Origin of the sequence: Kribbella shirazensis, assembly GCF_011761605.1 — a bacterium.
Lineage (GTDB): Bacteria > Actinomycetota > Actinomycetes > Propionibacteriales > Kribbellaceae > Kribbella > Kribbella shirazensis.
In genome coordinates this window covers 2,255,997-2,272,482 of sequence record NZ_JAASRO010000001.1, presented here as the reverse complement: position 1 = coordinate 2,272,482, position 16,486 = coordinate 2,255,997, and the positions used below count along the sequence as shown (strand labels likewise).

Below are 16,486 nucleotides of genomic sequence, written 5' to 3'. Positions count from 1 at the left end.
GTGGGAGAACTCTAAGGTCAGCGAGCTCGATCCACGCGGCCTTCGTCCCACACCGGCTCGGCTGGTTCGTAGACCGAGCCGTCGGCGCCGAACACCAGGTAGCGGTCGAAGCCGCGGGCGAACCAGCGGTCATGCGTCACTGCGAGGACCGTGCCGTCGAAGGAGTCCAGGCCCTCCTCCAGCGCCTCGGCCGACTCGACGTCCAGGTTGTCCGTCGGCTCGTCGAGCAGCAGCAGGGTCGCACCGGACAGCTCCAGCAGGAGGATCTGGAAACGGGCCTGCTGACCGCCGGACAGGCTGTCGAAGGTCTGCTCGGCCGCATGCGCCAGCTCGTACCGGTCCAGCTTCCGTGACGCCAGCTCACGCCCCATGCCCTCACGGTGGTCGTCACCGCGGTGCAGGATCTCCAGCAACGTCCTCCCGACCAGCTCCGGGTGCTCGTGCGTCTGCGCGAACCACCCAGGCCGCACGCGCGCACCGAGCTTCGCCTTGCCGGTGTGCGCCACCGAACCGATCTGCACGTCACCTACCGGCTGGTGCTCCACATCCGGATCAGAACCACCGTTGGCGAGCAGCCGGAGGAAGTGCGACTTGCCGGACCCGTTCGACCCCAGGACCGCGACACGCTCGCCGTACCAGACCTCCAGGTCGAAGGGCTTCATCAGCCCGGTCAGCTCGAGTGCTGTGCACACGACGGCGCGCTTCCCCGTGCGGCCGCCGGTGAGGCGCATGCTGACCTTCTGCTCGCGCGGCAGGGCCTGTGGCGGACCCGCCTCCTCGAACTTGCGCAGCCGGGTCTGCGCGGCTCGGTACCGCGACGCCATGTCGGAGTTGTACGCCGCCTTCTGCTTGTACATCAGCATCTGTGCGCGCAGCTTCGCGTGCTCCTCGTCCCAGCGCTTGCGCAGCTCCTCGAAGCGCTCGAACCGATGCCGCCGGGCCTCGTGGTACGTCGAGAACCCGCCGCCGTGCGTCCACGCCGTGTTGCCGGCCGCACCGAGCTCCACCGTGACGATCCGGGTAGCGGTGTTGGCCAGCAGCTCCCGGTCGTGGCTGATGTACAGCACGGTCTTGTCCGAGTTGCGCAGCTGCTCCTCGAGCCAGCGCTTCCCGGGTACGTCGAGGTAGTTGTCCGGCTCGTCCAGCATCAGCACCTGGTCCGGGCCGCGCAGCAGGGCCTCCAGTACCAGGCGCTTCTGCTCACCACCGGACAGCGTCTTCACCTCACGCCAGCGGCAGCCGTCGAACGGGATGCCCAGCGCAGCCGTCGTACACACGTCCCAGAGGACCTCGGCGTCGTACCCGCCGACCTCGCCCCAGTCCGCCACGGCCTGCGCGTACCTCAGCTGGGTCTTCTCGTCGTCGGCCTCCATCATCGCCAGCTCTGCCTTGTCCAGCTTGGCCGCGGCCTGCTGGATCGCCTCCGGCGCGACACCGAGCAGCAGGTCCCGCACGGTCGACTCGTCCCGCACGGAGCCGACGAACTGCCGCATCACCCCCAGCCCGCCGGACCGGGAGATGCTGCCGCTGTGGGCCTTCAGGTCGCCGGCGATGATCCTGGTGAGCGTGGTCTTGCCGGAGCCGTTCGCACCGACCAGCGCGACCTTCGCACCGTCCCCGACCCGGAACGTGATGTCGTCCAGCAACACCCGCCCGTCCGGCAGTTCGTACCCGACACCGGCGACATCCACGTGACCCATGCCCCCAGTCTGACGGCCCGCGCCTGCTCCCGGCGAACAGTTATCGTGGACGCCGTGCCAACGAACCTGATGGGCCGGGAGATCCTGCCCGGCACACGGGAGTACCAGTGGGTCGCGAGCGTCGTCGAGGCGACCGAACGCCTGACCGGCCGCCCGTCGTCGTGGAACCGGCGGCTGTACGAGCAACTCGGCGAGTCCGCCGGCTCCGCGCTGAGCGACGGCACGATGACAATCAGCCGTCCGCAAGTGCTCGAACCGGTGATGCGCGCGTACGACGCACCCGGCTCAGTAGACCTCCCGACGACCGAAGGCGCGCGGGCGGGCGTGATGATCGTGGTCCACGAAACAGACCATCATCAGCACGAGTTCGGCTACGCGTTCGAGCCGGACGCGATCCAGCTCGCCTCGCCGGAGTATACGGTCGCGACCGAGGGGCTAGCGGAAAGCAACCGAGACCGGGTCGTCGACCCCGTCATCCAGGACATCGGTATGGACAACGTCGTCCCGAGGATCCTCGAGGCGCCGATGATCTCGGCGTACGCCGGGTACCAGGCCGGCGTCGAGGGTGTCCTGCACGGTCTGCACACGCTGAGCGGCATGTCGCCGTACGAGGTCTGGGAGACCGTCGACCAGGCGCCGTTCGTGCAGCGCTACAACGCGATGGCCGACGTACTCATCGACTCGCGGCTGAACGACCTGATGCCGGAGCAGGATCGGAGCGAGATCAGGCGGCAGCTGTCCCAGCCGCTGAAGGATGAGCTCGGGTCGCTCACGCAGTACACCCTGGGCATCGAGCCGCCGGACCAGCTTGCCCAGCGAGGTCGCGAGACCGGTGCCCGAGCGGTCCTGCGAGTCGAGCAGGTGTTGAAGGGCGTCGAGGCCAAATACAGGCTCTCGGTCGACGCGGAGACGGCACGCTTGCGGCAGTTCTTGGAGGTCGGCGGCGCGGCCGCACGAGGCGGCGCGGCCGCAGGAGGCGGCGCGGCAGGCGGCGCGGCCGCGGCTGCGCGCCTCGTGACCTCTTTCGTGCGGCAACGGGACGAGTGGTCTCGGTAGCGACAGGACTGGATCGCGACCCTCGGAGGAGGAATGATCGAAGGGTCCTGCAGTGAGGAAAGGTGCGGATGGAACGTCAGCAGTCCGGCGACAGCATGCAGCCGCCGGCGCCGATGAGCGACGAGGAGAAGGCTGACCTCCGGCGCTTTCTCGGGTCGTACACCGCCGCCGACCGGCCCGGCGTACCGCGGAAGACCGGCGAGAAGCCGGACAACGTACGGCGTCTGGACACGCGACGCGACCGTGACACGACGAAAGAGGTCGACTGACTACCAGTCTCCGAGCGCCCGCAGGTAGGTCCCGTTGGTCGGGCGGACCTCGCCCTTCATGAACAGCTTCAGCGGCGCCGAGTACAGGCCGTACGTGTGTGTCCCGGTGAAGAAGCCCGCGTCGGTACAGCCGTCGTACACGACCCAGATCTCCCGCACGCCGGTCGCCGTGCCGAACCGCAGCACGATCGCCTCGGACGGTTTCGCGGTCTGCGGCGCGCACTTGAACACGGGCAGGTCCGGATTGCGTTCCGGGAGCACCTTGATGGCGTCGACCACCTGCTGTGCGTCAGCCGCGTTGAACGATTGCTGGCCGAGTAGACCGGCCCCGGTCAAGCTGTAGCGGCAGGCCCGGAGCTCGGTCACGGGCGTGCTCAGGTCGAGGCCGACAGTCGGCTGCAGCGAAGTCGCCTGCTGGATCGGATGCGCAGGCGGACACTCCACGCCTTCCGCGTTCGGAGCCACCGCGTCCGGCGTCTTCCTGGGTGCAGCTGCGCCCTCGGAGGAGGCGGAGTCGCCTTGGCTGGCGACCGGTGATTCACCGCCCACCACGCCCCACACGCCACCGACGGCCGCGACCACCAGCACGGCACCAGCCGCCGCCGACCATGCCTGCCGGCGCCGGTGCACCCGACGGCGCGCCTCGCGGGCCAGTCCGCTCTTCTGCAGACCTGTGTGACCGGCGTGATCCTGCAGCGCAGAGGAGATCTTGGGGCCGAGCTCCTGCTCAGGGTCGTGCTCAGGCATTGTCGGCTCCTCCCGTGTCCTCTTGGTGGGTCAGTGTGGTCTTGAGCGCGGCCAGCGCGCGATGTACATGCGATCGCGCAGTCGCCTCCGCGCAGTGCAGCAGCTGGGCGATCTCGGCGTACGACAGCTCCTCGTAGAACCGCAGTACGACGGCTGCTCGCTGCTTGTCCGGCAACGTCGCGCAGAGCGCCCAGATGGCCTCGGCCTCCGCGCGGTCCGCAGTACCGTCCGGGACTGCACGCGCAGTACGCACCGGGTCGTCGACCGGCGCTTCCCGCCGCCGAAACCGCCGCCACCAGGAGATGTGCGCGTTCACCACCATCCGCTTCACGTACGCCTCAGGGTCGTCGGCACGACTCACCCGTCCCCAGCGGGCACAGGCCGTCGTCAGAGCGTCCTGTACGGCGTCCTCAGCCAGGTTGGCGTCCCCGGTCAGCACATAGGCGAACCGCAGCAGAGCGTCCGCCTTCTCGGTGACCCACACCTCGAAGTCCAGCGGCTCCACCCGCACCTCCGCTGCCGCCAAGGCTGCCTCCATACCCTCAGGACGGCCTCGGGTCCGCGTTCGTTGCACGCAGTACCCGGAAACCCTTCGCGCTGCCGACGCGGCCGCAGGGATAGCCCTGGTCGGTCAGCCAGCGCTGGAGGGAGTCGCCACCCAGGTTCTTACCGACGACGAACCATGCCACACCCCCGGGGGCAAGACGTTCCAGCCAGCGCAGGAGCATCTTGTGCAGTTCGGGCTTGCCGATGTGGATGGCCGGGTTGGACCAGATCTCGTCGAACCGCAGGTCCTCGGGTACGTCGTCCGGCCGCGCCGCATGTACCTGGTCCGCGACGCCTGCTGCCTTCGCGTTCTCGGCGGTGAGCTCCAGCGCCCTGGTGTTCACGTCGACCGCCCACACCACGGCGTCCGTTTCCACCGCGAGCGCACACGCGATCGGTCCGTAGCCACAGCCCAGGTCCAAGAACGTGCCGGACCCGGTCGGCGCGTCCACCTCCCGCAGCAGCACCGCCGTACCGATGTCCAGCCGGTCCCGCGAGAACACCCCGGTGGCCGTGGTGAACGTGTACTCCCGTCCCCAGATCCGGGCTTCGACGGTACGGCGTACGTCCGCAGAGCCGGGCTCCGCGGAGAAGTAGTGGTCAGCCACGGTGGTGCACCTCTCCCCTGATCTGGCGGGCCTGCAGTGCCCGCGCGGCCAGCTCGTCGTCTGCCGGGTAGCGCACTTCCTCCAGTGTGAGCCCGTGCGCCGGCAGGACCGACACGGCCGAGTCCCGCACCTTCCCAGCCAGTACTGCGGCAGGCCACTCGACGTCCCGGCGCCCGTCGCCCACGGGGATCATCGACCCGACCAGTGCCCGCACCATCGAGTGGCAGAAGGCATCTGCGATCACTGTGCCCTCCAACTGCCCCACACCGGTCCGCCGCCACGAGAACTCCAGCAGCGCCCGGACCGTGCTGGCGCCTTCCCGCTTCTTGCAGAACGCCGCGAAGTCGTGCTCCCCGAGCAGTGCGGCCGCAGCCGAGTTCATACGCTCGACATCCATCGGCCGCCCCATCCGCAGGACATGGCCTCGCGTGAGCGGGTCCCAGCCAGCAGGGTCGTCGCACAGCCGGTACACGTACCTCCGGGCCAGAGCGGAGAACCGGGCGTCAAAGCCCTCAGGAGCCGCCGAGACGGCCGTGACAGCTACATCATCGGGAAGTACGCCGTTCAGCCCTCTGAGGAGCCTCAGCGGGTCCACAGCGCCGTCCACGTCCACATGAGCAACCTGCCCACGGGCGTGCACCCCGGTATCGGTCCGCCCCGCACACGTCACGGTCAGCGGCTGCGGCAACCGCAGTACGACGCGGATCGCCTCTTCGAGCTCCCCTTGCACGGTACGGAGACTCTCCTGGCGGGCCCATCCGTGGAAGCCCGCTCCGTCGTACCTCAGGTCGATCCGCCAGCGCACACGGCAATCTAACCCAGGTGATCCACTTTGATCCGATCCGCTGCCTGCACCACCCACCCGGACACATCCTGTTCGGCGGCAGACCCACCAAGGATCGAGGACCTCATGAACAAAATCGCACGTCGGACCGGCGGCGGCCTCCTGGCGACCGCGGCGATCATCGCGATGGCGTCACCCAGCGCCTACGCCGACTCGTGGCAAACCTTCGACACGGACAACATCGGGCGATCCGTGGACAGCGGGCGTGGCTACACCACCGGGTACTTCCGCTGGCAGAAGCTCGTCGACGAAGGACCGAACCTGCAGGAGGACTATCGGGCGGATTTCGACGTCCGTCTCAACGTGGCGGGCGCGCCGAACTCCTGCGCGTGGCTCCGGATCATCACCTACGAGAAGGGCACGGCGACCGGTGCCGAGGTGAGCTTGTCGAAACGCTTCCCGTCAGCGGGCGACACGCCGTACGGGTACTACGGAATCTGCGGTGGTGCGGACGGGAAGGGCTACCGGAACATCTCGGGGAGCGACGAACTCTGGTCCGGCATGGCAGGCCACAAGTTCGTACGTGCCGACATCCGGGTGTGCTACACGCGGTCGTACGTCCCGCCGGGTGACAACTGCTACGCGTTCACGATCCACCCCGGCGACTGACACCTCCAGGGCGGTCGTGGCACGGGGTACCACGACCGCCGGGGTACCTACACCTGGCTGAGGCCGTCGAGGCGCCGTCGCACCTCGGCGGCCTCGGTCGCGCCAACAGTGGAGTAGAGCTCGTACGCACGCTCCCAGTGTCTGATGGCGTCCGCGCGCGAATCGTCGGCCTCGGACAGCGCAGCCAGGCCGGCGTGCGCCCGTGCCTGCTCGTACGGGTTCTGCATCTCCTCGCCGATCGCCAGCGCCTGCCGGCAGACATCGAGTGACTCGGCCGCGCGCCCCAGGCGGCGCAGAACCGGCCCGAGGTCGTTGAGCACCTCCAACTGCTTGTCACGGAGCCCGGTCTCGACGACGATCCCGAGTGCCTCCTCGTGCAGGCCGTGCGCGAGCTCGTACTGGCCGAGCGCGCTGCGGATACGCCCGAGCCTCGTCAGGGTGTCCGCGATGTCCTGGGAGGTTCCATGCCGCTGGATGACCGCGTACTCCTGCAGGGTGAACTCCAGCGCCTCCTCGTGACTTCCCTGCTGGTGAAGGACCTCACCGATGGCACCGCAACTGAACGCAGTCAGCCGATCGGAGCCGACCGAGCGGGCGAGTTCCGCGACCTCGCGGTAGTCGTCGAGCGCCGCCGTGTAGCGGCCACTCCGCTGCTTCACGTTGCCGCTCGTGATCAGCACCATCCCCGCCAGCTGACGATTGCGAGCCTTCGTCGCGAGGCTGTGTGCGCGCTCCAGGTCTTCGAGCGCCGCCTCGGTGTCGCCGAGATGCAGCAGTGCCGCGGTACCGCGGGCGAGGAGTAGACGGGCTTCGGCGTTCGCATCCGCAGCCGCGCGCGCAGTCGCGAGTCCGCGCTCGACACAGGGGATCACCTCGGCGTAGCGCCCCAGCTGACCGAGCACGTTCGCGAGACTGCACAGTGCATGCGCCCGATCCGCGCCGTCGGTGACCTCCGCGACCCGCGAGTACACGAGCTCGGCCTCTCGATGCGAACCAGTTGTCGCCAGCAACCAGGTCATACTCCGCGACAGCCGGACGGCCGACGATCGCGCGTCGTCCAGTTCGCATCCTTCGAGTACGGTGGCGACCAGGTTCTCCCGCTCGCGGACCAGCCACTCGGTCGCGGCCGCATGGCCGGTCAGGCCCCCGACCGGCGGCCCGTCCTGCGCCGGCAGGTAGGTGTGGAGGCTCGGATCCAGCAGTCCGGCCGCCTCAGCCGCGACGTCCGCATAGTGCGCGACCACGCGGGCCACCGCGCTGCGCCGTTCCCTGGCAGTGTCTTCATCAGCGGCGCGATCCGCCGCGTACACCTGGACAAGATCGTGCAGCGAATACCTGCCCGCGGCTGGTTCCTCGATCAGCCTGGCCGCCAGCAGCGCGTCGAGCCACCGGCGTACCGTCGCCGGATCCTCGCCGGCCATCGCCGCTACCGCAGCAGCACCGGCCGCACGACCCGGATGGACAGCCAGCAGGCGCAAGGCACGTTTGACCGCCGGCGACAGCACCACGTACGAGGTCGCGAGCGCCCGCTGTACGCCGTCGTCCAGGGTTCGCGCCGCACGACGTTCCACCAGCCGCTCCAACTGATCGGCGACAGTCCAGTCCGCGGCCGCGATCCGGCCCGCCACCAGGCTGAGCGCCAACGGGAGGCCGCCGACCTCGCGGACGATCTGAGTCGCGGCATCCTGCTCGGCATCGATGCGCTCGGAACCCGCCTGCTGCCGCAGGAGCTCCAAGGCGTCTTCGATGCCGAGAACCTTCAACGTGAGGTGGCTGGCGGGCAGCCGGTCGAGTCGGCGCCTGCTGGTCACGAGGGTGACCCAACCGCTGACGGCTGGGAGCAACGGCAGCACTTGGTCATGATCGGCCGCGTTGTCCAGAAGCAGCAGCCCGGACCGGCCGGCGGCAAGCTCGCGCAGCTTTGCAGTTCGCTCGGTCAGTGTCAGCCCGTAGATCGCGCTGCCAGGCAGGCCCAGCAGACGCAGTACTCCGTCAAGTACGGCGGCTGGATCCGCTGCCGGCCGGCTGCTGTCGTGCCCGCGCAGATCGACGTACACCTGGAGCCGGTCCGGTTGTTTCGCCACTGCGCCGGCAACCTGGAGCGCAGTCGCGGTCTTGCCGACACCGGGCATACCGTCCAGCGCAACGAGCGCGCCCGGCCCAGCACACCACCGAGTCAGCGACGCGATCTCGTTCGCCCGCCCGCAGACCGGATGGGTCAGCCGTGGCAGCGCCGTACTCACCTTGACGACCGCAGCCGCCGCGGCAGCACCGGCAACAGCCTGACAGGCCTGCCGCCATTCGATCGCCGCGGCAGGATCGGCCGTGAGGACGTGCACGATGTCGACGACGAGCTCGACGTCGAGACGGCTGCGGTCCGCCTGCAGACAGCGATGGATCGTGCTGTACGACGGGAGGTCCGGCACCCCGCGCCGCTTGCGCAGCTCGACGACACCGCGATGCAACTGCCGGTACCCCGTCCCTGACCAGGCCCGCAGAGCGCGTAGCTGACCGACGAGTTCGTCCGTCGTCCGCGCCGAACTCGGATCCGGCGGTCCACCGTCCATGCGCCCTCCCCCCGCGCAGCCCAGCTGGCAGAGGGCAATCTAACGCAACAGGGCCCCCTCACCGTGCGGTGAGGGGGCCCTGAAGGACTACTTACTTGTCGTCGTCCGACTCGCCGGCCTTGGCGAAGCCCGCGGCCTCGGCGTCGGCCTCGGTCTTGAACCAGACCTCGGCGACGGTCTTCTCGTACCACGGCGACTCGGTCGTGTGGTACTTCATCGAGTTCTCGTTGCCCTTGATGGTGAAGCCCTCCGGCGCGGAGCCGTCGGCGTTCGGGGCAGCGGAGTTCTCGAACTTGCCGGCCACGACGTCCTGCACCGGCGCGTCCTCGACCGTGTCCTCGACCTTGGCGTCCTCGACCGTGTCCTCGACCTTGGTCTCCTCGGCCGCGGCAGCCTTCGCCGGGGCCTTCTTGGCCGTCTTCTTCGCCTTCGGCGAGTCCGACTGGGCCTCGACCAGCTCGATCTTCACCATCGGGGCGTTGTCGCCCTTGCGCGGACCGAGCTTGGTGATCCGGGTGTAGCCACCCGGACGGTCGGCGTACCGCTCGCCGATCTCGGTGAAGAGAACGTGCACGACGCTCTTGTCCTTGATCCGCTTCATCACCTGGCGGCGCGCGTTCAGGTCACCACGCTTCGCCTTGGTGATCATCTGCTCCGCCAGCGGCTGCAGGCGCTTGGCCTTGGCCGCGGTGGTGGTGATGGCGCCGTGCTCGAACAGCGACGTCGCGAGGTTGCTGAGGATCAGCTTCTCGTGCGCCGGGCTGCCGCCCAGCCGGGCACCCTTGGTGGGGGTAGGCATCTCGTAACTCCAGAAATCTCAGGCTCGTCGAGCCGTGGGGATTGAGGGCCCGACGGGCCTTCGGTCAGCTCAGTACTGCTCGGTCTCGGCGAAGCTCTCGTCCTCGTCGTCCGCCTCGTTGCCGTAGGCACCGGACGCGGCGCGGAGGTCGAACCCTGGCGGGGAGTCCTTCAGCGACAGCCCCATCTCGGCCAGCTTCAGCTTGACCTCGTCGATGGACTTGGAGCCGAAGTTCCGGATGTCCAGCAGGTCCTGCTCGCTGCGCGAGATCAGCTCACCCACGGTGTGGATGCCCTCGCGCTTCAGGCAGTTGTACGACCGGACGGTCAGCTGCAGGTCCTCGACCGGCAGCGCCAGGTCGGCGGCCATCTGCTCGTCCACCGGCGACGGGCCGATGTCGATGCCCTCGGCCTCGACGTTCAGCTCGCGGGCCAGACCGAACAGCTCGACCAGCGTCTTACCGGCCGACGCGACGGCGTCGCGGGGCAGCATCGACGGCTTGGTCTCGACGTCGACCACCAGGCGGTCGAAGTCGGTGCGCTGCTCGACACGGGTCGCCTCGACCTTGTAGGTGACCTTGAGCACCGGCGAGTAGATCGAGTCGACCGGCATCCGGCCGATCTCCGCGTCGGCGGACTTGTTCTGGACGGCGGAGACGTAGCCACGGCCGCGCTCGACGACCAGCTCCATCTCGAGCCGGCCCTTCTCGTTCAGGGTGGCGATCTTCAGGTCCGGGTTGTGCACCTCGACACCGGCCGGCGGCGCGATGTCGGCGGCGGTGACGTCACCGGGGCCCTGCTTGCGCAGGTACATGGTGACGGGCTCGTCGTGCTCGGAGGAGACGACCAGGTCCTTCAGGTTCAGGATCAGCTGGGTGGCGTCTTCCTTGACCCCGGCAACGGTCGAGAACTCGTGCAGGACACCGTCGATCTTGATGCTCGTGACGGCCGCGCCCGGGATGGACGACAGCAGGGTCCGGCGGATCGAGTTCCCGAGGGTGTAACCGAAGCCCGGCTCCAGCGGCTCGATCACGAACCGCGAGCGGTACTCGTCGACGACCTCTTCGGTCAGGGTGGGGCGTTGTGCGATCAGCACTTGGGGTTCCTTCTTTCGTCGCGACGACCACTATTTGAGGTCGCGAGTGGTGAAGAACGCACCGGACCGGCCGGCGGTCCGAGGACCACCGGCCGGTACGCGGTCAGTTCTTCGAGTAGAGCTCGACGATCAGGTGCTCGGCGACCTGGGTGTCGATCTGCTGCCGGGTCGGCAGCTGGTGCACGAGGATCCGCAGACGCTCCGGCATCACCTCGAGCCACGCCGGGACGACACGCTCGCTGTGCGTCTCCCGGGCGATGATGAACGGCGTCGTCTCGACCGACTTCTGCTTGACATCGATGATGTCGTGGGCAGCGACGCGGTACGACGGGATGTTCACCTTGCGGCCGTTCACGGTGAAGTGACCGTGGACGACGAGCTGACGGGCCTGCCGGCGGGTCCGGGCCAGGCCGGCGCGGTACACCACGTTGTCCAGCCGGGACTCCAGGATCTGCAGCAGGTTGTCACCGGTCTTGCCGGAGCGCCGCGAGGCCTCCTCGTAGTACCGGCGGAACTGCTTCTCGAGAACGCCGTACGAGTAACGCGCCTTCTGCTTCTCGCGCAGCTGGAGCAGGTACTCGCTCTCCTTCGGGCGGCCGCGGCCGTGCATACCCGGCGGGTACGGACGACGCTCGAACGCCTTGTCGCCACCGACGAGGTCGACCCCGAGACGGCGCGACTTCTTGGTCATAGGTCCGGTGTAACGGGCCATGGTTCGCTACCTTCCTCTCTCTGGGATCAGACCCGGCGCCGCTTCGGCGGGCGGCATCCGTTGTGGGCGACGGGGGTGACGTCCTGGATGGTGCCGACCTCGAGGCCGACCGCACCCAGCGAACGGATCGCGGTCTCACGGCCGGAGCCGGGACCCTTGACGAACACGTCGATCTTGCGCATGCCGTGCTCCATCGCGCGGCGCCCGGCGGCCTCGGCGGCCATCTGCGCGGCGAACGGGGTGGACTTGCGCGAACCCTTGAAGCCGACGGTGCCCGCGGAAGCCCACGAGATGACCGCGCCGGTCGGGTCGGTGATCGTCACGATCGTGTTGTTGAACGTGCTCTTGATGTGCGCGTGGCCGGCGGCCACGTTCTTCTTCTCCTTGCGGCGCACCTTCTTCGCGCCGGCCGCGGTGCGGCTCTTGGGAGGCATAGGTCAGTTGCTCCTGGGGTGGTCGAAAGTCATCCGGGTCACTTCTTCTTCTTGCCGGCGATCGCCTTACGGCGACCCTTACGGCTACGGGCGTTGGTCCGGGTGCGCTGACCGCGCACCGGCAGCCCGCTGCGGTGCCGGCGACCCTGGTACGACCCGATCTCGATCTTGCGGCGGATGTCCGCGGTCACCTCGCGACGGAGGTCACCCTCGATCTTGTAGTTGCCTTCGATCCAGTCCCGGAGCTTGACCAGCTCGTCGTCGCCCAGCTCGTGGACGCGCTTGTCCGGGGAGACCCCGGTGTTCTTCAGCGTTTCCTGGGCGCGCGTGCGGCCCACACCGAAGATGTACGTGAGGGCGACCTCGATGCGCTTGTCGCGCGGAAGGTCGACTCCTACGAGGCGTGCCATGTGGCGGTGTTCCTTTCGTCAGCAGAGGTGTGGTGGCGCGCTGCGTCCTTGCCCGCCTCGGTGACTGATGGTTTCGTTCACCGGCAAGGCCCCGGCCTCTGTTCCGGGGGCGACGTCCGGGACGGATCCCGGACGAGCATGCGCGCTGTGGTGCGAAAGTGCCGTGCTGCTCGAGTGGCTGTGTCAGCCCTGCCGCTGCTTGTGCCGCGGGTTCTCGCAGATCACCATGACCCGGCCGTGACGGCGGATCACCTTGCACTTGTCGCAGATCTTCTTGACGCTCGGGTTGACCTTCATCGAGCTTCTTTCTTCGACAGGTGTTGGTGGTGTTACTTGTACCGATAGACGATGCGACCCCGGGTGAGGTCGTACGGCGACAGCTCCACGACGACCCGGTCCTCGGGGAGGATCCGGATGTAGTGCTGCCTCATCTTGCCGCTGATGTGCGCGAGCACCTTGTGCCCGTTGGACAGCTCAACACGGAACATCGCGTTCGGCAGGGCCTCGACGATGGTGCCCTCGAGTTCGATGACTCCCTCTTTTTTGGGCATGTCCTCGCACTTCTGTAGACGTGACTGGCTATGGCTACAAAGAGCCAAGGAAAGAGTCTACGCCATCCACCCGCGCGAAACCCAATCGAGGCCCCCAGTCAGCAACCGCGCGAGGCCTCGAGCTCGGACAGATGGTCCGATCCCCAGGTGTCCAACGGTATCAGGGCTTCATTGAGTGACTGCCCGAGTTCGGTCAGTGAGTACTCGACCTTCGGCGGTACCTGGTGGAAGACCTCGCGGTGCACGATGTCGCGCGACTCCAGCTCGCGCAGCTGCTGGATCAGCATCTTCTCGGTGACGCCGGAGATCTCCCGGCGCAGCTCCCCGAACCGCATCGGCCCGTGGTGCAGCGCCCACAGGATGCGCGGCTTCCACTTCCCGCCGATCACATCGGCGGCGGCGTCCAGGCCACAGGTGTAGGCACGCATACTTACCTTTCCGTCAGTACCTGACTATTTAGTGGGTACTTGTCCATCCTAAAGCGTCCGATCCAGAGTGGACGGCATGAAGACACCTGTCACCGTCCTGGGGCTCGGCGCGATGGGAACCGCCCTCGCCCGGGCCTTCCTGGCCGCCGGTCACCCGACCACCGTCTGGAACCGCACCCCCGGCCGCTCCCCCGAACTCGACTCCCTCGGCGCGAACCGCGCCGCCACCGCGGCCGACGCGATCGCCGCGAGCCCGCTGGTCGTCGTCTGCCTGCTCGTCGACGACACCGTTCGCAGCACGCTCGACGGCCTCGAGCTGACCGGCAAGACGGTCGCCAACCTGACCAACAGCACGCCCGGCCAGGCCCGCGCCACGGCGGAGTGGGTGACGACCGCGGGAGCGCAGTACCTCGACGGCGGCATCATGGCGGTGCCCGCGATGATCGGCGGCCCCGCGGCGTTCATCTTCTACAGCGGCGCACAGGAGGCGTTCGAGCAGTACAGCGGCGACCTGTCCGCGCTCGCGAGCCCGGCGTACGTCGGCACGGACGCCGGGCTCGCCGCGCTGCACGACATCGCCCTGCTCAGCGCGATGTACGGCATGTTCGGCGGCGCCCAGCACGCGCTGGCGCTGATGGCCGCCGCGGAGGTGCCGGCGGTCCCGTTCACGGAGCAGTTCCTCGTCCCGTGGCTTACGGCAATGCTGACCAGCCTGCATGGCATGGCTGGGGATCTCGACAACGGTCCTGCGGACACGGCCGGTTCGAATCTCGCGATGCAGGCAGCTGCTTACGAGAACCTAGTCACGACAGCGGAGGCGCAGGGAGTCAACCCGATGTTGCTCGTACCGATGGGCGAACTGCTGCGCAACGCCGTGGCGTCGGGCGCCGGTGATCAGGACCTGTCGGCGCTCGTCGGCCTGCTCAGGACTCCTGCCGGCTAGCGGCCCACTGTTCGCCGGCGCGCCAGAGCTGCTCGGGCATCAGGTCGAGCAGATCGCAGGCCGCGTCCAGTTGTGCGAGGGCGGTGGTGGAGTCGCGGTACGCCGGAAGAACCGCGACGAACCGCCGCCCCTCGCAACTGAACCCGAACGGCGGTACGTCGGCCAGCGCCTCGACCGCCCGCGGGTGCAGGGCCGCGAGCGCATGATCCTCGCGGCCGTTGAACAAGCAGTACCGGCCAGGCAGCCCGTCGACGGTGAGCTCGATCGGCAGCAGGCTCGCGGCCGCCACCGGTGCCAGGGACGCGGGCAGCACCTGCAGCGGCGGCAACGGCCGATCCACCTGCAGGTCCAGGAAGTCGAAGCCGAGCTCGCGGCGCCGTACCTTGTGCCGGAACCGCCCGGTGCAGAACTCCCGGCCACGATGCCGGCCGGACGTCACGTCGACGACCTCGGCGTTCGGGTCGGCGTCGAACGGTGGGAACGGCCAACGATCCAGCAGGTCCGCCCCGGACGCGCTGATCCGCCAGCCCAGCTGCCCCGCCACATCGGCCCAGGCCCGCCGCCGGCGGCTGTCACGGATCCGCAGTACCAGCGTGAAACCGATCAGTGCCAGGAACCAGGCCATCACCAGCCATCCGACCCAGCGCGGCTCCAGCAGCAGCCCGGCGATCGCCAGCGGTACGGCGACGGCGAACCAGATCACGTAGACGATCGCCGCCCCCTGATGCACCTGCCACGCCCAGTCCGGCCGCAGACGCGAGCCTGCCGTGCGGCGGCTGACCTGGGCGGATGTCAACGGCGCTTTCCGAGGCCGCCGAGGGCGATGATCGCCCACGGGATCAGCAACCAGACCGGCCAGAAGTGCGGCCAGTGGCCGCCGTTGCCGAGTCCGATCACGAACCAGATCACGACGTTGACCAGCACCACGCCGGTGAACCCGCCGATCGCTCCGCCCCGGCGCTGGGGCTGGTTGTCCTTCTTCCGCTCCGGGAAGCTGCCCGGCTGCGGCGCCGGCTTGGTGTCCTTGACCACCTGGGGCGTCTGGTACGTCCGCATCGGTGGCAGGTCACGCACCAGCGGCTCGAGCTCGCCGTACGTCTGCACGGCGTAGAGCCGGTCCAGGCGCGACGCGAACTCGGGTTGGTCCAGCCGCCCGTCCGCGAACGCGTCCCGCAGCCGCCCGGCGATCTTGTCCCGGTCGGCTTCGGTGAACCGCTGGTACGGCTGGTACTGAGGCATGTCTCAAGTGTGCCTCAGCCCCCGGTCCCTCCGCGTCCCCCGACGGGTGGACGCCGACGGGTGGACGCCGGCGGGTGGATGCCGACGGTCGTCAGTCGGCCAGGGCGCCGAACTTGACGCCGAGCTCCGCGAGCTTCGCCTCGCCGCCGTCGAGCGCGGTCAGCACCCACGGTCCCTGCGGGGTGAGCGTGAACGTGTGCTCGGTGTGCGCGGCCGGCCGGCCGTCGTCGGTGACGACCGTCCAGTCGTCCTCGAGCGTGTGGTTGTCCTGCTTACCGAGCGTGAGCATCGGTTCGACAGCCAGTGCCATGCCCTCGACCAGCTTCGGTCCGCGGCCGGGACGGCCGAAGTTCGGCACGTTCGGCGGCTGGTGCATGGCCGAGCCGATCCCGTGCCCGACGAAGTCCTCGACGATCCCGTACGACGAGTTCGCGCGGACATGCGCCTCGACCGCGGCCGAGATGTCCGACAGCCGCCCGCCGAGCCGCGCCGCGGCGAACCCGCGCCACATCGACTCCTCGCAGATCCGCGCCAGCTCGAGCAGCTCGTCGCCGACGGCGTCCGGGCCGCCGACACCGACGGTGATCGCGGCGTCGCCGTGCCAGCCGTCCACGATCGCACCGCAGTCGATCGAGATCAGGTCACCGTCGGCGAGCACCCGGTCCCCCGGGATGCCGTGCACGATCTCGTCGTTCACCGACGCGCAGATCGAGCCGGTGAACCCGTGGTACCCCTTGAACGACGGCGTCGCGCCGGAGGACCGGATGTTGTCCTCCGCGATCGCGTCCAGCTCGCCAGTGGTGATGCCGGCCCGGACCGCACCGCGGAGCAGCTCCAGCGTGCGGCCGACCACCAGGCCGGCCTTGCGCATCGCCAGAATCTGCTCGCGGGTCTTGATCTCGATCCCGCGGTCCCTGAACATCACGGGC

21 protein-coding genes are annotated in these 16,486 nt (G+C 68.7%); 4 read left to right on the top strand and 17 right to left on the bottom strand.

Translation table 11 applies throughout. The features are described 5' to 3' along the window. Positions 1-17: 17 nt before the first annotated feature. Entirely contained in the window at positions 18-1,700 is a 1,683-nt protein-coding gene (locus BJY22_RS11205) for an ABC-F family ATP-binding cassette domain-containing protein (protein ID WP_167205931.1), read from the bottom strand. 54 nt (positions 1,701-1,754) lie between these two features. On the opposite strand from BJY22_RS11205, the gene BJY22_RS11200 reads away from it, so the two are divergent. After that, on the top strand, positions 1,755-2,756 hold the full coding sequence (locus BJY22_RS11200; RefSeq protein WP_167205929.1) for a hypothetical protein: 1,002 nt from the start codon (positions 1,755-1,757) through the stop codon (positions 2,754-2,756). A 68-nt stretch (positions 2,757-2,824) separates the two neighbouring features. Then, positions 2,825-3,025: a hypothetical protein gene (locus BJY22_RS11195; RefSeq protein WP_167205927.1), complete on the top strand. Its 201-nt coding sequence runs from the start codon at positions 2,825-2,827 to the stop codon at positions 3,023-3,025. Here the strand turns inward: BJY22_RS11195 and BJY22_RS11190 are convergent, their stop codons facing one another. Genes BJY22_RS11190 through truA form a run of 4 tightly spaced genes read right to left on the bottom strand, consistent with a single transcriptional unit; the run spans position 3,026 to position 5,731 of the window. Next, the gene (locus tag BJY22_RS11190) at positions 3,026-3,772 is read right to left on the bottom strand and encodes a hypothetical protein (RefSeq protein ID WP_167205925.1); all 747 of its coding nucleotides are present in this window, start codon (positions 3,770-3,772) and stop codon (positions 3,026-3,028) included. Further along, a complete protein-coding gene (locus BJY22_RS11185; protein WP_167205923.1) occupies positions 3,765-4,310 on the bottom strand; it encodes a SigE family RNA polymerase sigma factor in 546 nt (181 codons plus the stop codon). Before BJY22_RS11185 ends, BJY22_RS11190 begins: the two co-directional genes overlap by 8 nt. Positions 4,311-4,314: 4 nt before the next feature. Next, entirely contained in the window at positions 4,315-4,926 is a 612-nt protein-coding gene (locus tag BJY22_RS11180; RefSeq protein WP_167205921.1) for a class I SAM-dependent methyltransferase, read from the bottom strand. Next, a complete protein-coding gene (gene truA, locus BJY22_RS11175) occupies positions 4,919-5,731 on the bottom strand; it encodes a tRNA pseudouridine(38-40) synthase TruA (protein ID WP_337758511.1) in 813 nt (270 codons plus the stop codon). The genes BJY22_RS11180 and truA overlap by 8 nt, the downstream gene beginning before the upstream one ends. A gap of 105 nt (positions 5,732-5,836) precedes the next feature. Between truA and BJY22_RS11170 the strand changes: the two genes are divergently transcribed. After that, entirely contained in the window at positions 5,837-6,379 is a 543-nt protein-coding gene (locus BJY22_RS11170; RefSeq protein WP_167205917.1) for a hypothetical protein, read from the top strand. A gap of 47 nt (positions 6,380-6,426) precedes the next feature. On the opposite strand, the gene BJY22_RS11165 is transcribed toward BJY22_RS11170, so the two are convergent. The 9 genes from BJY22_RS11165 to BJY22_RS11125 form a co-directional block, all read right to left on the bottom strand. Continuing rightward, complete coding sequence (locus tag BJY22_RS11165) at positions 6,427-8,946, bottom strand: tetratricopeptide repeat protein (protein WP_167205915.1); 2,520 nt, start codon at positions 8,944-8,946, stop codon at positions 6,427-6,429. 91 nt (positions 8,947-9,037) lie between these two features. Continuing rightward, positions 9,038-9,745 (bottom strand): 50S ribosomal protein L17, sunset domain variant, encoded by a 708-nt coding sequence (gene rplQ / locus BJY22_RS43270; protein ID WP_167205913.1) that lies wholly within the window; start codon positions 9,743-9,745, stop codon positions 9,038-9,040. 69 nt (positions 9,746-9,814) lie between these two features. Continuing rightward, complete coding sequence (locus BJY22_RS11155; protein WP_130384620.1) at positions 9,815-10,840, bottom strand: DNA-directed RNA polymerase subunit alpha; 1,026 nt, start codon at positions 10,838-10,840, stop codon at positions 9,815-9,817. 103 nt (positions 10,841-10,943) lie between these two features. After that, positions 10,944-11,552 (bottom strand): 30S ribosomal protein S4, encoded by a 609-nt coding sequence (rpsD, locus tag BJY22_RS11150; protein ID WP_167205911.1) that lies wholly within the window; start codon positions 11,550-11,552, stop codon positions 10,944-10,946. Between the two features lie 26 nt (positions 11,553-11,578). After that, entirely contained in the window at positions 11,579-11,986 is a 408-nt protein-coding gene (gene rpsK / locus BJY22_RS11145) for a 30S ribosomal protein S11 (RefSeq protein WP_131286332.1), read from the bottom strand. A gap of 38 nt (positions 11,987-12,024) precedes the next feature. Beyond that, a complete protein-coding gene (gene rpsM, locus BJY22_RS11140; RefSeq protein ID WP_141854777.1) occupies positions 12,025-12,396 on the bottom strand; it encodes a 30S ribosomal protein S13 in 372 nt (123 codons plus the stop codon). Positions 12,397-12,579: 183 nt separating this feature from the next. Next, positions 12,580-12,693, bottom strand: a complete 114-nt coding sequence (rpmJ, locus tag BJY22_RS11135) for a 50S ribosomal protein L36 (protein ID WP_008361054.1) — start codon at positions 12,691-12,693, stop codon at positions 12,580-12,582. Between the two features lie 32 nt (positions 12,694-12,725). After that, a complete protein-coding gene (infA, locus tag BJY22_RS11130) occupies positions 12,726-12,947 on the bottom strand; it encodes a translation initiation factor IF-1 (RefSeq protein ID WP_012923661.1) in 222 nt (73 codons plus the stop codon). 98 nt (positions 12,948-13,045) lie between these two features. Continuing rightward, a complete protein-coding gene (locus tag BJY22_RS11125) occupies positions 13,046-13,375 on the bottom strand; it encodes a winged helix-turn-helix transcriptional regulator (protein ID WP_167205909.1) in 330 nt (109 codons plus the stop codon). 76 nt (positions 13,376-13,451) lie between these two features. On the opposite strand from BJY22_RS11125, the gene BJY22_RS11120 reads away from it, so the two are divergent. Further along, the gene (locus tag BJY22_RS11120) at positions 13,452-14,318 is read left to right on the top strand and encodes an NAD(P)-dependent oxidoreductase (protein WP_167205907.1); all 867 of its coding nucleotides are present in this window, start codon (positions 13,452-13,454) and stop codon (positions 14,316-14,318) included. Here the strand turns inward: BJY22_RS11120 and BJY22_RS11115 are convergent. From BJY22_RS11115 to map, 3 genes are all read right to left on the bottom strand, one after another. Then, positions 14,299-15,114: a hypothetical protein gene (locus BJY22_RS11115; protein ID WP_167205905.1), complete on the bottom strand. Its 816-nt coding sequence runs from the start codon at positions 15,112-15,114 to the stop codon at positions 14,299-14,301. The genes BJY22_RS11120 and BJY22_RS11115 overlap by 20 nt on opposite strands. Continuing rightward, entirely contained in the window at positions 15,111-15,557 is a 447-nt protein-coding gene (locus BJY22_RS11110) for a DUF1707 SHOCT-like domain-containing protein (RefSeq protein ID WP_167205903.1), read from the bottom strand. Before BJY22_RS11110 ends, BJY22_RS11115 begins: the two co-directional genes overlap by 4 nt. Positions 15,558-15,648: 91 nt before the next feature. Further along, on the bottom strand, positions 15,649-16,479 hold the full coding sequence (gene map, locus BJY22_RS11105) for a type I methionyl aminopeptidase (RefSeq protein WP_202891067.1): 831 nt from the start codon (positions 16,477-16,479) through the stop codon (positions 15,649-15,651). Between the last annotated feature and the right edge of the window lie 7 nt (positions 16,480-16,486).